Raw genomic sequence first — 13,064 nt, 5'->3', positions numbered from 1 at the left:
TCCACTCCGAAATCCCTACTTTTCGGAATAAGGCGTGCCATCCTTGTGCACAAACCGGCCGTCGGCGTTGGTGCTCATCATGTCGATGTCAGAGCAGGTGGTTACATCGGCGGGCCAGCGCGAACCGACTTCGAGATAGATCGCCATCGCGCCCGATTTGTTGATCATGTGATGACCGTTGCCTGAGCCTTTCGGAAAGGCCGCGCAATCACCGGCGCGCAGCACCGTCTCGCCGGCATCTTCGACGAGCGTCAGCTCGCCTTCGAGCACGTAGACGAATTCGTCTTCGTGCGAATGCCAGTGGCGCTGGCTCGACCAGTTGCCCGGCGGCAGGCGCATGAGATTGATGCCGAAGTCGGTGAGCCCGCCGGCGTTGCCCAGCCGCTGCCGCACGCGTTCGGCACAGGGTGCATCGAACGGCGGTGGATAGGATGAGCCCTTGCGTCCGGGCACGTCGGCAACGTCAATCTTAGGCACGGCGTCCTCCCCTAGTGATCCCTGGGGCGCCTTGCCTCGAACTCGGCCTTCTTGGCGTCGGAGGCTTCGACCTGGTTCAGTGCCTGCCACTCGGCATAGGGCATGCCGTAGATGATCTCGCGCGACTGTTCCTTGCTGAGTTCGACACCTTCGGCTTGCGCCGCATCGCGGTACCAGTTGGACAGGCAGTTGCGGCAGAAGCCGGCGAGGTTCATCAGGTCGATGTTCTGTACGTCGGAACGCTCGCGCAGATGCGCGACCAGCCGGCGGAAGGCAGCGGCTTCGAAATCGCGCTTTTGTTCGTCGCTGAGTTCGGTCATGTCTTGTTGGCCTCCCTTGGGCCTCAATCATACCGGCCCGGTGCGCGAGCCGAATATTTTCACCTGGTGTATATCGGCACGTCGATCTATCGCGTCAACGATCGGCGCCAGCCGTTCGGCCCAGGCGAGGGCACCCTTGCGCTCGGCGATCAGGTCCTGGCGGATCTCGAGCAGCGCATGGGCAAAGCCGTTGACGATGGCGTGCCTGAACATGGTATCGCCGCGCAATGCGCCGTCATAGGGTTCGTTATCGCCGACGATGAGGCTCTTGTCCTCGGAGAGCATGTCGATCAGCGGCCGCGCCACGCGGTCGTCGAGATCCCACAATATGCCGACATGCCACGGCCGCACGAAGCCCTGCATGGTCGGCGTGAAGGAATGCACCGAAAAGATGAAGGGTGCCTGCGCGGATGCTTGCGCCACAGAGGCGATCATGGCGCCGATGGCATCATGATAGGGGCGGTAAAAACGGTCCAGCCGTCTTTCGCGCTCCTCCGGGGCCATGGGATAATTTCCCGGGATGACGGTGCCGTCATAGAGCTGGCGAATCAACGTTGGATCGTCTTCGCCGCGATTGGGGTCGATCAGCAGTCGCGAAAAATTGGCAAGCACCGCCGGAAGGCCGAGCAGACTTGCGAGTTCGCGGGTTACAGTCTCGACGCCGATGTCGTAGGCGATGTGGCGGTCGAACTCCGCCACGGGCAGGCCAAGGCTGCCATACTCCTCCGGCAGGTCGCGGCGGGCGTGATCGGCCAGAAGCACCATGCCGCGCTTGCGATCGCCTTCGACGATATCGAAAGGCGCGAAAACTGTGGATCGGGTCATTGGCGGGAAAGGTCTGTTCGCTGGCTTCCGGGGAGGGTGGTATCGTCATTCCACGAAGAGAACGCTCGCGCAATGCCGTTGTTTGGCCACGGTTTCTGCCAAAAAACTGAGCAGGGGCGACCGCAAGCGCGCCAGAGCCTTCTAAATCGATTGGAATTGGACAGATCGGCGCGTTGACATGCGTGCGGACTTTTCCGAAAAGGGGCGTTGAGAGATGCAAATGTGGTTCTTGAGGGGTTTTGGGATGGGTTTCGCCGGCAGGCTGCGTGTGCGCCATGCCTTGGCCATGCCGCTCCTGATACCGGCCATGGGCCTTTTCGCGGTGATTTCGACCTCGCCGGCACGGGCCGATTTCCGGGTCTGCAACGCCACGCAGAACCTGGTTGGTGTCGGCATCGGCTATCGCGCCAAAGCTGGCTGGATCACCGAAGGCTGGTGGCACATCGAAGGATCGAGCTGCAAGACGCTGATCGAGGGACCGTTGTCATCAAGGTTTTACTATCTTTATGCAGAAGACGCCGAGCGCGGCGGACGCTGGGATGGCCCGATCAACATGTGCGTGGCCGAAAAAGAGTTCAAGATCGCCGGCGTTACCGATTGCGTCGCCCGGGGCTTTCAGCGCGCCGGATTCCAGGAATATGACACGGGCGAGCAGGCAAGCTGGATGGTCCAGCTGACTGACGAGCCCGCAACGGATGGCGCTCCAGCCGCCCCGGGAACAAACAGTCAATGAGACGCAGCCGCAAGGTCAAGATCCTCGCCACCATCGGTCCGGCCTCCTCGTCCGAGGAGATGCTGAAGAAGCTGTTCGAAGCCGGCGCCGACGTGTTCCGCATCAATATGAGCCACACCGACCATGAATTGATGCGCACACTTGTCGGCCGCATTCGTGCCGTCGAGGAGGCAGTCGGCCGGCCGATCGGCATTCTCGCCGACCTGCAAGGGCCAAAGCTGCGCGTCGGCAAGTTCGCCAACGGCAAAGAGGTGCTGACCGTGGGCCAGACCTTCACGCTCGACGACAATCCCGAGCCCGGCAATTCGACGAGGGTCTACCTGCCGCATCCCGAAATCCTGCGTTCGGTCGAGGCTGGTCATCGCCTGCTGATCGACGACGGCAAGCTCGAGCTCAAGGCGGTCAGCGGCAACGGCAAGGCGATCGTCTGCACCGTCGTCGCCGGCACGATCATTTCCGACAAGAAGGGCGTCAGCCTGCCCGACACTGACCTGCCGGTCGGCGCGCTGACGGAAAAGGACCGCCGGGATCTCGACGCGGTTCTGGCGACCGGTGTCGACTGGGTGGCGCTGTCCTTCGTGCAGCGGCCCGAGGACCTGGCCGAAGCGCGCAAGATCGCACGCGGCCGGGCGCTTATCATGGCCAAGATCGAAAAGCCGCAGGCCGTCGCCCGGCTGGCCGAGATCATCGAGCTTTCGGATGCGCTGATGGTTGCCCGCGGCGATCTCGGCGTCGAGATGCCGCTCGAAGCCGTGCCTGGCATCCAGAAGCAGATCACCCGCGCTGCGCGCCGCGCTGGCAAGCCGGTGGTGGTCGCCACGCAGATGCTGGAATCGATGATCACCGCGCCGGTGCCGACGCGCGCCGAGGTCTCGGACGTGTCGATCGCGGTGTTTGAAGGCGCCGATGCGATCATGCTGTCGGCGGAGTCCGCCGCCGGCGCCTATCCGGTCGAGGCGGTGGCGATGATGAACCGGATCGCTACCAAGGTCGAAACCGACCCGACCTATGCCGGCATTATCAACGCGCAGCGCTCAGAACCGGAAGCAACCGGAGCCGACGCCATCTCGCTCGCCGCTCGCGAAATAGCCGAGACGCTGAAGCTGTCGGCGATCATCACCTATACCGCGTCCGGCACAACCGGCTTGCGCGCCGCGCGCGAACGGCCGCAAGTGCCGATCGTTGCGCTGTCGCCGATCCTCAACACGGCGCGGCGGCTGTCGCTGTTGTGGGGCACGCATTGCGTCGTTTCTCCCGACGCCATTGACCTCGACGACATGGTCGATCGCGCCTGCCGCATCGCCTTCGACGAAGGCTTCGGCAAGCCGGGCGACCGTGTCATCATCACGGCCGGAGTGCCGCTGAGGACGCCGGGATCGACCAACATGCTGCGCATCGCCTATGTCGGATCGGAAGTCGGCCGCTAACGTCGGCCGCGGCTGCCGGATAGGCCGGCTGCATGGCGCGTCGTAAACACGGCGCCAGCCCGGCGCATCGACGGCAGGTAGATCAGGGTCGACGCCGAACTCCCGCCCGCGTGCATTAGCCTGTGGCCGGCCGCGAGCCGGTTCGGAGGCCCCATCCGACTTGAGCTGGAGGTCAGTTAGGGTAAAATCTCTCCTGGGAGAAAGAGGAGGGTGATCCAATGTGGATGCGCACTGATCTTCTGGAACTCCTCGGCATTGAGCACCCGATAATCCAGGCGCCGATGAGCGGCATCGCCACGCCGGAACTGGCGGCGGCAGTCAGCAATGCCGGGGCGCTTGGCTCGCTCGGATGCGGCATTCTGCCTGCGGCGGCTATCCGCGAGCAACTCACGGCGACGCAGCACGCCACCAATCGTCCGATCAACGTCAACTTCTTTGCGCACCCGCCGCCGGCACGCGATGATGCGGCAGCCCAAAGCATGCGAGACCGCCTTCGCGGCTGCTATGAGGAGGTCGGCCTCGGACCGGTGCCCGAGCCGGGCGAGCCCTTCCCCACCTTCGATCGTGAGCGTCTCGAAATTGTGCTCGAGCTGCGCCCCAAGGTGGTCAGCTTCCACTTCGGCCTACCCGACACCGCAATTGTGCAGCAGTTGAAGGCCGCCGGCTGTACTGTCTTGTGTTCGGCTACCACTGTCTCGGAAGCGCGCCAGCTTGAGGCAGGAGGGGTGGACGCCATTATCGCCCAGGGATACGAGGCGGGTGGGCATCGCGGCACATTCACTGGCGACCCTGCTATCGGCACTGCCGGCACTATGGCCCTCGTACCGCAGATTGTTGATGCCGTGCGGGTGCCTGTAATTGCCGCCGGCGGTATCTTCGACGGTCGCGGCATTGCTGCCAGCTTTGCACTTGGTGCATCTGGTGTGCAGATCGGCACGGCTTTCCTGGCCTGTCCTGAAGCCAATGTGCAGCCAGTCTATCGCGTAGCATTGCGCTCGGCCAACGACGAGAGCACGTCGGTGACTCGCTGCTTCACTGGCCGCCCAGCGCGCGTGGTGCGCAACCGGTTTGTGATGGAAATGGCTGGTGAGGAAGATGCTGCGCTGGCGTTTCCGCTACAGGCGAGTCTGGTCATGCCGCTTTCGATGGCAAAGGATGAAAGCAAGCGGGCTGATTTCTTGCCCATTTGGGCCGGGCAGGGCGTTGCGAAGCTGCGGGAGATGCCGGCCGCCGCCCTTGTGGAAAAACTCGTCACGGAAGCAAGCGGCGTAGATCGGGCCTGTAGGGGAGTAGGGGAGTAGGGGAGTAGGGGAGTAGGGGAGTAGGGGAGTAGGGGAGTAGGGGAGTAGGGGCATGCGTTCCACAGTGCAATCTACACCACTGCCATACTGCCTTACTCCCCTATTCCCTTACTCCCTTACCGGTCTCAAATGCCTTCGCCGGCAAGCTCCTCGGAAAGTGCGGCGACCTGGTCCTGGGCGCTGCGCATCATTGGGTAGATGCCGAGAACACGCTGCCAGGCCTCGAGCGCCGACTGCTTGTGGCCGGTTTCGGCCATGATCTGGGCCAGGCCGGAAAGCGCGCCGAAATGGCGTGGTTCGAGCTGCAGGGTGCGGTCGATGTCCGCCATCGACTTCCCGTATTTCTTCATCATGAAATGAACAGTGGCGCGGCGGTTCCAGCCTTCCGCATAGGTCGGCTGCAGGGTTACCACTTGATCGAGGAAATCGAGCGCGACATCGAATTTCTGGTTTTCGATTGCCTTCTGCGACCATTGCATCATCAGGTCGATCGAGGCGCTGCCCGACTGGGACCACTCGTTCCCAATGCGCCCGGCGATGCGCTCGGCGGCCTTTTCATTGCGTTCGCGCTTGAGATCGGCAAATAGCTGATCGAGCCGCGCCTGTTTCGTCTTGACGACCGGAGGTGCTGTCGGCGGAGTTGGGGTCGGATCTTCAGCCCAGGCCGGCAGCGAGACAGCGCCGGAAACGAGGAAAGCCGTGAAAAATGCAAAAAGAATCCGCATCGCGGGAATCTAGCCCCCGACGCCGGATCGTCAAACTGAATTTAGCGTGAGAGGCGTATCATGCGCACGGAGGCACGCAGCCTCCGGTCGAAAACTCAACCTTGGCGCGCCTTGTAGCGCGGCGCGGTCTTGTTGATGATGTAGACGCGGCCCTTGCGACGAACCAGCTGGTTGTCGCGGTGACGCGCCTTCAACGCCTTGAGCGAATTCTTGATCTTCATTGGTCTTGCCCGTCGGTCTGGGCCCGATCACGGGCCGAATTATTAAGGCGCGCCCACAGACGCGCCTTTGAACTGTGCGTGGCTCATAGACGAGGAGCGTTGCCCGTGTCAACCGCAAGTGTTGCCGTAAGCGCGTTGTCTAAACGATACGGACCGTTTCGTATCATCACATATCCGCCACTGGCGCCTTGCGGCATTGCGCGGGCTTGAGACGGCTGGAATGATGCGGTTGCCGCGAATTGGAGATCGTCATGCGCCGAATTCTTGTGTCCGCCTGTCTTGCCGTCCTCGCGGCAGGCTCTGTTGCCCATGCGCAGGAATGCGACCGCAATGACGAAAGCCAGCAGATGATGAACATCTGCGCCGACGCGGACACCAAATCCGCCGACGCCAAGCTCAACAAGGCCTACCAGGATCTCATCGGCGGAAGCGATGCAAAAGCCAGGAAGCTGTTGCAGACGGCGCAGCGCGCGTGGATCGCCTTTCGCGACGCGGAATGCAGCTATTCCGCCGCGGACAGCGAAGGCGGCTCGATCTATCCGATGCTGGTATCGGAATGCCTGACACGGCTGACCGACGACCGCACCAAGCAGCTCACCGCCGATTCGACCTGCGCGGAAGGCGATGTAAGCTGCGCCAGCCCCGACGAGGACGAGAGCGGCGACATCCAGTAAGCGTAGGTTCTAACTTTTTGTTTGAGCATGATCTTTTCCGAAAACCGGATTCCACTTTTCGCTAGCGCGGAACTTCGGTTCGGGATCATGCTCTAGCTGCGGCGGCTGACGCGCGTAAAATGGCCCATCTTGCGGCCGGGCCGCGCCTCGGCCTTCCCATAAAGGTGCAGCATCAGATCGGGCTCGGCGAGCAGCTCAGGAACGCGCTGGACATCGTCGCCGATCAGGTTTTCCATGACGCAGTCGAACTGCCGGGCGGGATTTCCCAGCGGCAGGCCGGCGACGGCGCGGATGTGCTGCTCGAATTGCGAGATAGTGCAGGCGGCCTCCGTCCAGTGGCCGGAATTGTGGACGCGCGGCGCTATCTCGTTGGCCAGCAGCGAACCGTTGGCAAGGACAAAGAATTCGATGCCGATGACGCCGACATAGTCGAGCGCCGCAAGGATCTCTGCCGCCGCCGTTTGAGCCGCAGCCGCCGTCTCGGACTTTACTCCGGCCGGCAGCGTCGAAGTGTGAAGAATACCGTTGCGATGGACATTCCAGGCCGGATCGTAGGCGGCGAGCGAACCGTCGCTGCCGCGCGCGGCGATCACCGAAATCTCGCGCTCGAAGCTGACGAAGGATTCCAGGATCAGCGGCACATTGCCCATGGCCTCGCAAGTGCCGGCAAAGCCGCCCGTTTCCATGTTGCGGAAGACACGCTGGCCCTTGCCGTCATAGCCCATGCGGCGCGTCTTCAATATGCCGCTGCCGTTGAACTTTTTCAGCGCAGCCGTCAGTTCGTCGTCATTGTCGACGGGGCTGAAATCCGCGGTCGGTATGCCGATGCCGTTGAGGAATTTCTTTTCCGCCAGCCGGTCCTGCGCTACTTCCAGTGCGCGTGCCGGCGGGTAGACCGGCACCGTAGAGGCAAGTGCCGCGGCGGCCGCGACGGGTACGTTCTCGAATTCATAAGTAACGACGGCACTGGCCGCGGCCAGCTCGCTAAGCGCGGCCGCGTCGTCATAGGCGGCGACGATCTGCCGGTTGGCGACCTGTGCCGCCGGGCAATCCGGCTGCGGCTCCAGCACGACGATGCGGTAGCCGAGGCGGGCCGCGGCCATCGCCAGCATGCGGCCAAGCTGGCCGCCGCCGATGATGCCGATGGTCGATCCTGCCGGCAGGCTCACGGCGCGTCCGTGGGCTCTGCGGCCACCTTGGCGGTCTGCGCGGCGCGCCAGCTATCCAGCCGGGCGGCAAGCTTCTCGTCGCTCAGCGCCAGCACCGCGGCAGCCAGAAGGGCGGCGTTGACAGCGCCGGCCTTGCCGATGGCCAAAGTGCCGACCGGAATGCCGGCCGGCATTTGCACGATTGATAGCAGCGAGTCTTGGCCCGACAGCGTCTTTGATTCCACCGGCACGCCGAACACCGGCAGCGGCGTCATCGCCGCCGTCATGCCGGGCAGATGCGCCGCACCGCCGGCACCGGCAATGATCACCTTGTAGCCGGCCGCCTTGGCGCCCTTGGCGAAGTCGTAGAGTCGATCGGGCGTGCGGTGGGCCGAGACGATCAGGCGCTTGTGCGGAATGCCAAGCGCCTCAAGCGTTTCGGCGGCGTGACGCATCGTCGCCCAGTCGGACTGGCTGCCCATGATGATGGCGACGTCGGCGCGTTGATCGTTCAAGCTTCTGCTCCCCGGCGACAAAGGCGCGCATTAGCGGAAATCGAGGAGAGCCGCAAGGATGGCCGGAAACGGCAAAGCCGCTTGTGGTGGCTACGCAAATGGATAGCGGCGGTGGTCATCGGGCGGCCGCTGCTCGGAAGCGATTGACGAAGTCGTCAAGTTCAGGCCGTTCGGTATCGGAAATCGCCCAGTAAGAAAAGGCACTGTCGCTCCAGTGGACCAGCGAGAAGCCACCAGCAGAAAGATCGACCGGTCCGGCTGTCGAGCCGGTTTCCTCAGGCGCGGCGACGAGGGTGATCAGGTGCTCGCGGTGCCGGTAGACCAGTGCCGGTACTGGCTGGTCGGCGATCACCTCGACCCGGCCGCCGAGCAACGCGAAGCCGTCATTGGCAAGATCGGGCGCCGGTGGCGACAGGCCAACCCTTCCATCCAGCCAGGGTTTGACCGTGTGCCGGTCCGACGAGACGACGTCCACCGGGCTGGCTGCCAGCAGGCTGCGGCGGTGGCCGCTGGCGACCGCGGCGGCAAAGCTGTCGGGCGCCCTGCTCAACATCATCCATTGGGTCGCGCCGCTGGCTAGCACGGCGGTAACGATGATCGACGCCGCCAGCGCGCGCCAGTCGAACGCGCCAAATCGGTGCATCGCTCGGTGCGCCGGCAGCACTCGAGCGGCGGGCGCCGGCGCCGACAGCACTTTCGCCGTACCGGCTGTCCCGATTGCAGCGATGCGAGCCTTGAAATCCTCACGGACATCGGGCCTCGGCAGCCCGCCGACAACGGTCTGCAGCGCAATGATGCGGGCATGCTCGGCGGCGAGCGCCGGATCGGCGGCAATGCGTCGCTCGACGGCCAATGCTGCTGCTGCGTCGAGCTCGCCATCGACCAAGGCATGGATCATCAGCTTCATGCCCGCCGGGTCATCTGGCAGTCCATCGTTGTGCGCGCTCATGGCGCCCTCCCAAGTTGGGATGTCAGCAGGCCGCGCGCCCTCGCCAGCCGCGACATCACCGTGCCTAGCGGGACGCCAAGCAGCGTCGCGATCTCGCGATAGCTGAGGCCGTTGATGTCGCGCAGCACCACGGTCTCGCGAAATTGCTGCGGCAGCGCGGCGATCGCCGCCTCGAGTGCCGCCGTGTCGGCCTTGGCGATCAGGCTTGCCTCAGGACTGTCGGTATCCGGCAGGCCGGCGCCGTACGCAGCCGTCATGTCATCGAGATCGCTCAGGTCGCCGACGGCGACGATACTGCGTGGCCGATTGCGCGCCAGCCAGGAGTAACAGGCGTTCCGCACGATCGCCAGCAACCAGGCGCGCGCATTGCCGCCGGCATAGCCGGCGATGCCCGCATGCGCCTTCAAACACGCCTCCTGCACCACATCCTCGGCGTCGGCGGCGTTGCCGGTCAGCCAGCGGGCAAGCGCAAGCGCATCCGCGAGATGGGGCAGAACCACCTCGCGGAAGCGCTCGGCCGCGGCCTCTTGGTTCAACACCGTCGCATCGCCCGGCATCCCGGGCAGAACCTTCCGAACATCCTCACGGAGCGACGGTGATCCTGCCCTGCATGTGCGGGTGAAGCCCGCAGAAATAGGCATAGTCGCCCACTTTGGTGAAGGTGAAGGCATATGTGTCACCGGTGTCAAGCGCCTTGGAGCGAAACGAGCCATCGTTGGCGACCACCAGATGCGGGATGTCGTCGTCATTCTCGAAGGTCACGGTGGTGCCCTGCTTTACCGTCAGCACCGCCGGTGTGAAGGCAAAGTTCTCGATCTTGACTATTGGCTGGTCTGCCGCGTTCAGTGGCATGGAAATCATTGTCAGGATTGCCGCCAAACCGAACGTGACAGGCGATATGACCAAGAGGCGGGATGGAAAGCGGATCATCGCATTTCCCCTCAGGCCAGCGTGCTGTCGATGATGGCGAGGTCCTGCCCGCCTTGCTTGACTGTCACGCTGCTTGTGCCGAGCAGGCTGCGCAACTGGCCGGCAGGTACCGTCATCGGCCCGGGTGAGGCTGCGGTGCCCGGCGCCGGTTGCGGGAAAGCGGTCGAGCGCGCGGTATGGAAGGTAACGTTGCCTTCGACCTTCTGCATGATCTGGTGGATATGGCCGTTGAGTACGGTGACAGAGCCGAAGCGCTTGAGCAGGGCCAAGGCCTGCGCCGCGTCGTCGGTGCCCCAGCCCCATTCGGGATAAACAGCCCATAGCGGGATGTGGGCAAAGACGACGATTGGCGTCGAGGCAGTGACCGCCTTCAGGTCATCGGCCAACCATGCCAACTGGTCGGCGCCGAGATTGCCCAGCCCGCCAGCCTTCAGATTGACGACGTTGACCAGCCCGATGAAATGGACGCCGTTCTGGTCGAACGAATACCAGCCGGCGCCCTTGGTGCCCTTGCCGTAGCGGTCGAGATAGGCCTGGCCGTTGCCGTCATCGATCAGGTCGTGCTCACCGGGCACATAATGCACGTCGAAGCCTGCGCCGCCGATGATCTGGGCAGCGTTGTCGAACTGCGCGGCTTTCGACAAATGGGTGATGTCGCCGGTGTGGATCATGAAAGCGGGCTTTTGCGGCAACGCCTGGATCTTGCCGATGGCCTCCTTCAGCGTGTCGATGGCGTGCGGGTTGGCAGCCTTGTCGAAGCCGATGTGGCTGTCGGAGATCTGGAGGAAAGTGAAACCGGTGGCCATCGCCTCTGCGGCTTGCGCCGCGCCGAGCAGGCTGAGCGAAACCGGCACGCCGGCCGAAATCGTCCACAGCACTCCCGTGCCGGCCCAGATCATGCATTCCAGTGCATGACGGCGGCTGATGCCGTCAGCTTCATTGTCGTGGTGGTGGGTCATACCGGTCTCCTGCAACGCCGGAAATGGCGTCTGCTTGGGAGACCAATGGGCGGGGTGGTTTATTCCGCCCGACGACCAAAAGGTCATTCACAGTGCCGTGATGGCGCACTGGCCCGATGCGAAGCCGGCGCTGGAAGGCACTGGCTCGACCACGCTCTGCCGATGTCTAGTCAGGCCAGCGCAACGCTCCGGCGGACTGCTTGCGAGCGGGTTTCATCGCATCCGCGGGCCGATCGGCAGCACTCAACATCGCCCGCAGGCGTTCGGCAACGATCTCCGCCTCGCCGGGATGGAGATTGCAAGGATCAAGGAAGAAGTGACCGCGCTCGACCTCGTGGTTGCGCACGATCACGGGCGGCGAACCCGCGGCAAGCGCTGACGCCAGCCCGACGGCAGTGAAGCGACTTTCCGGCGCAACAAACACCTGCAGGCGGTCGAGAGGATTTCCGGTCGGATCTGGAATGATACGTGCCTCGATGCCAGGCAGGCCCTGCAATGCGGTTTGCCACAGATGCAGTGCGGCTTCTTCCCGCTGGCGAATGCCGGCATGGTCGCGCCGCTCCCAGGCTTCCAGGGCCGCCATGGTGCCGGCAATGCTCTCCTTGCCGACCTTCATGGCGCGCGCGACGCCCCGGTTCTGGAGATAGGCGGCCCGCACCAGATCCTTGCGGCCGGCAACGATGCCGCTTGTCGGCCCTGAGAGAAATTTGTGCCCGCTGTAGACGACAATGTCGGCGCCGCGCGCCAGAAAGCCGCGCAAATCGTATTCCGAGGCGGCGTCGACGATCACCGGCACGCCCTTGGCGTGGCAAATCTCGCAGAACTCCTCGAGCGAGAGCATGCCGTATTGCACGGTGTGGTGCGCAACGACGTAGAGGGCTGCCGCCGTCCGGTCCCGGATCGCCTCGGCAACATGGTAGTCCTGCGTGACGCTGACCGTGCCGGCAGGCACCGCTCTGGCTCCGGCAAGCCGGATCGACTGGTCGATAGGCGCGCCATAGTTGACGATGTGGCCAAGCTGAACGATGACCTCCGATTTGAGGCCCTCGGTGTCGTCCGGCAGCCGCTCGATCGCAAGAAGGCTGGTTCCGGTCATCGCGCCGGCAATCGCCATGGTTATGCCGCTGGCGCAGCACGCGGTGATGAAGCCGGCCTCGCCGCCGGTGAGGCGTGCAATCACAGTACTTGCGGCGCGCTGCAGATCGTCCATCTCGACCCATTGCGAGGCGATTTCCGACATTGCGGCAATCGCTTCCGGTACGATGATCGAAGCGCCGAGCGCCGTCATCGTACCGGAGACATTGATGATCGGGCGAAGGCCAAGCCGTTCGCGGATTGTCGTGTTGGAACGGTCAGCGGCATAGGTCGTCATCTCTGTAGATCCTGTTTCGAAAGATTTCAGGCGGCGATCTCGACGACCGCTTCGATTTCAACTGTGATGTTGCCCGGCAGCGAGCCGACACCGATCGCGGAACGGGCGTGTCCGCCAAGCGTATCAAAGACGGCAGCGAAAAGATCGGAACAGCCATTGACCACCTTGGGGTGCTCGCTGAATGTCGGCGTCGCATTGACAAAGCCCAGCAGCTTGACGACGCGCACGATGCGGCCGAGGTCGCCGGCCGCCGCATGCATGACGGCGAGCAGGTTCAGGCCGGTCAGGCGGGCATGCCCATAGGCCTCTTCAACGCTGACATCCTCGCCGACCTTGCCGGTGTAGAGCGCGCCATCGGCGCGCAACGGCCCCTGGCCGGAGAGGAAGATCAGCCGCCCGCTCTCGGCATAGGTGACGAAGTTGGCGATGGGCTTCGGTGGCTCGGGCAGTGTCAGGCCCAATTCCGCGAGCCGGATGTAAGGCGTCAT

17 protein-coding genes are annotated in these 13,064 nt (G+C 63.7%); 4 read left to right on the top strand and 13 right to left on the bottom strand.

The window, feature by feature from the left end; translation table 11 throughout:
* Positions 1 to 15: 15 nt before the first annotated feature.
* The 3 genes from NKI19_RS03620 to NKI19_RS03610 are packed head-to-tail and all read right to left on the bottom strand — an operon-like array spanning position 16 to position 1,622.
* Complete coding sequence (locus NKI19_RS03620) at positions 16 to 477, bottom strand: cupin domain-containing protein (RefSeq protein ID WP_352564620.1); 462 nt, start codon at positions 475 to 477, stop codon at positions 16 to 18.
* A gap of 11 nt (positions 478 to 488) precedes the next feature.
* Positions 489 to 797, bottom strand: coding sequence for a DUF1244 domain-containing protein (locus NKI19_RS03615; RefSeq protein WP_292663476.1), 309 nt, complete (start codon positions 795 to 797; stop codon positions 489 to 491).
* A 27-nt stretch (positions 798 to 824) separates the two neighbouring features.
* Positions 825 to 1,622, bottom strand: a complete 798-nt coding sequence (locus tag NKI19_RS03610; protein ID WP_352564618.1) for an N-formylglutamate amidohydrolase — start codon at positions 1,620 to 1,622, stop codon at positions 825 to 827.
* A gap of 286 nt (positions 1,623 to 1,908) precedes the next feature.
* Between NKI19_RS03610 and NKI19_RS03605 the strand changes: the two genes are divergently transcribed.
* From NKI19_RS03605 to NKI19_RS03595, 3 genes are all read left to right on the top strand, one after another.
* A complete protein-coding gene (locus tag NKI19_RS03605; protein ID WP_502899236.1) occupies positions 1,909 to 2,355 on the top strand; it encodes a DUF1036 domain-containing protein in 447 nt (148 codons plus the stop codon).
* Positions 2,352 to 3,782: a pyruvate kinase gene (pyk, locus tag NKI19_RS03600; protein ID WP_352564615.1), complete on the top strand. Its 1,431-nt coding sequence runs from the start codon at positions 2,352 to 2,354 to the stop codon at positions 3,780 to 3,782. The genes NKI19_RS03605 and pyk overlap by 4 nt, the downstream gene beginning before the upstream one ends.
* Before the next feature lie 218 nt (positions 3,783 to 4,000).
* A complete protein-coding gene (locus NKI19_RS03595) occupies positions 4,001 to 5,083 on the top strand; it encodes an NAD(P)H-dependent flavin oxidoreductase (RefSeq protein WP_352564613.1) in 1,083 nt (360 codons plus the stop codon).
* Between the two features lie 125 nt (positions 5,084 to 5,208).
* Here the strand turns inward: NKI19_RS03595 and NKI19_RS03590 are convergent, their stop codons facing one another.
* Together NKI19_RS03590 and ykgO are read right to left on the bottom strand one after the other, a co-directional pair.
* The gene (locus NKI19_RS03590; RefSeq protein ID WP_352564611.1) at positions 5,209 to 5,808 is read right to left on the bottom strand and encodes a tetratricopeptide repeat protein; all 600 of its coding nucleotides are present in this window, start codon (positions 5,806 to 5,808) and stop codon (positions 5,209 to 5,211) included.
* A 95-nt stretch (positions 5,809 to 5,903) separates the two neighbouring features.
* Complete coding sequence (gene ykgO, locus NKI19_RS03585) at positions 5,904 to 6,029, bottom strand: type B 50S ribosomal protein L36 (protein WP_006327841.1); 126 nt, start codon at positions 6,027 to 6,029, stop codon at positions 5,904 to 5,906.
* A gap of 251 nt (positions 6,030 to 6,280) precedes the next feature.
* On the opposite strand from ykgO, the gene NKI19_RS03580 reads away from it, so the two are divergent.
* Complete coding sequence (locus NKI19_RS03580; protein WP_352564609.1) at positions 6,281 to 6,703, top strand: lysozyme inhibitor LprI family protein; 423 nt, start codon at positions 6,281 to 6,283, stop codon at positions 6,701 to 6,703.
* A gap of 92 nt (positions 6,704 to 6,795) precedes the next feature.
* Here the strand turns inward: NKI19_RS03580 and NKI19_RS03575 are convergent, their stop codons facing one another.
* The 8 genes from NKI19_RS03575 to NKI19_RS03540 form a co-directional block, all read right to left on the bottom strand.
* A complete protein-coding gene (locus NKI19_RS03575; RefSeq protein WP_352489296.1) occupies positions 6,796 to 7,872 on the bottom strand; it encodes a 5-(carboxyamino)imidazole ribonucleotide synthase in 1,077 nt (358 codons plus the stop codon).
* Positions 7,869 to 8,366: a 5-(carboxyamino)imidazole ribonucleotide mutase gene (gene purE, locus NKI19_RS03570; RefSeq protein ID WP_352465749.1), complete on the bottom strand. Its 498-nt coding sequence runs from the start codon at positions 8,364 to 8,366 to the stop codon at positions 7,869 to 7,871. Before purE ends, NKI19_RS03575 begins: the two co-directional genes overlap by 4 nt.
* Positions 8,367 to 8,481: 115 nt before the next feature.
* Positions 8,482 to 9,315, bottom strand: a complete 834-nt coding sequence (locus NKI19_RS03565; protein WP_352489297.1) for an anti-sigma factor family protein — start codon at positions 9,313 to 9,315, stop codon at positions 8,482 to 8,484.
* The gene (locus tag NKI19_RS03560; protein ID WP_473554845.1) at positions 9,312 to 9,872 is read right to left on the bottom strand and encodes a sigma-70 family RNA polymerase sigma factor; all 561 of its coding nucleotides are present in this window, start codon (positions 9,870 to 9,872) and stop codon (positions 9,312 to 9,314) included. The genes NKI19_RS03565 and NKI19_RS03560 overlap by 4 nt, the downstream gene beginning before the upstream one ends.
* Before the next feature lie 25 nt (positions 9,873 to 9,897).
* A complete protein-coding gene (locus tag NKI19_RS03555) occupies positions 9,898 to 10,176 on the bottom strand; it encodes a cupredoxin domain-containing protein (RefSeq protein WP_473554848.1) in 279 nt (92 codons plus the stop codon).
* A gap of 80 nt (positions 10,177 to 10,256) precedes the next feature.
* On the bottom strand, positions 10,257 to 11,204 hold the full coding sequence (locus NKI19_RS03550) for a metallophosphoesterase family protein (protein WP_352489299.1): 948 nt from the start codon (positions 11,202 to 11,204) through the stop codon (positions 10,257 to 10,259).
* 166 nt (positions 11,205 to 11,370) lie between these two features.
* The gene (locus NKI19_RS03545; RefSeq protein ID WP_352564607.1) at positions 11,371 to 12,576 is read right to left on the bottom strand and encodes an aminotransferase class V-fold PLP-dependent enzyme; all 1,206 of its coding nucleotides are present in this window, start codon (positions 12,574 to 12,576) and stop codon (positions 11,371 to 11,373) included.
* Between the two features lie 26 nt (positions 12,577 to 12,602).
* Positions 12,603 to 13,064: a RidA family protein gene (locus NKI19_RS03540; RefSeq protein ID WP_352489301.1), complete on the bottom strand. Its 462-nt coding sequence runs from the start codon at positions 13,062 to 13,064 to the stop codon at positions 12,603 to 12,605.

The organism is Mesorhizobium sp. M0751, from assembly GCF_040320265.1.
Taxonomy (GTDB): domain Bacteria; phylum Pseudomonadota; class Alphaproteobacteria; order Rhizobiales; family Rhizobiaceae; genus Mesorhizobium.
Note: the sequence above shows the minus strand (reverse complement) of the source record. Positions and strands in the feature narration are given on the sequence as shown.

Bases quoted from the DNA above. Each gene is read 5' to 3' on its own strand.
- NKI19_RS03540 (WP_352489301.1), bottom strand. From the start codon at position 13,064: ATGACGCCTTACATCCGGCTCGCGGAATTGGGCCTGACACTGCCCGAG.
- NKI19_RS03545 (WP_352564607.1), bottom strand. From the start codon at position 12,576: ATGACGACCTATGCCGCTGACCGTTCCAACACGACAATCCGCGAACGG.
- NKI19_RS03615 (WP_292663476.1), bottom strand. From the start codon at position 797: ATGACCGAACTCAGCGACGAACAAAAGCGCGATTTCGAAGCCGCTGCC.
- NKI19_RS03590 (WP_352564611.1), bottom strand. From the start codon at position 5,808: ATGCGGATTCTTTTTGCATTTTTCACGGCTTTCCTCGTTTCCGGCGCT.
- NKI19_RS03555 (WP_473554848.1), bottom strand. From the start codon at position 10,176: ATGATTTCCATGCCACTGAACGCGGCAGACCAGCCAATAGTCAAGATC.
- NKI19_RS03580 (WP_352564609.1), top strand. From the start codon at position 6,281: ATGCGCCGAATTCTTGTGTCCGCCTGTCTTGCCGTCCTCGCGGCAGGC.
- NKI19_RS03610 (WP_352564618.1), bottom strand. From the start codon at position 1,622: ATGACCCGATCCACAGTTTTCGCGCCTTTCGATATCGTCGAAGGCGAT.
- NKI19_RS03560 (WP_473554845.1), bottom strand. From the start codon at position 9,872: ATGCCGGGCGATGCGACGGTGTTGAACCAAGAGGCCGCGGCCGAGCGC.
- NKI19_RS03550 (WP_352489299.1), bottom strand. From the start codon at position 11,204: ATGACCCACCACCACGACAATGAAGCTGACGGCATCAGCCGCCGTCAT.
- pyk (WP_352564615.1), top strand. From the start codon at position 2,352: ATGAGACGCAGCCGCAAGGTCAAGATCCTCGCCACCATCGGTCCGGCC.
- NKI19_RS03605 (WP_502899236.1), top strand. From the start codon at position 1,909: ATGCCGCTCCTGATACCGGCCATGGGCCTTTTCGCGGTGATTTCGACC.
- NKI19_RS03565 (WP_352489297.1), bottom strand. From the start codon at position 9,315: ATGAGCGCGCACAACGATGGACTGCCAGATGACCCGGCGGGCATGAAG.
- ykgO (WP_006327841.1), bottom strand. From the start codon at position 6,029: ATGAAGATCAAGAATTCGCTCAAGGCGTTGAAGGCGCGTCACCGCGAC.
- NKI19_RS03595 (WP_352564613.1), top strand. From the start codon at position 4,001: ATGTGGATGCGCACTGATCTTCTGGAACTCCTCGGCATTGAGCACCCG.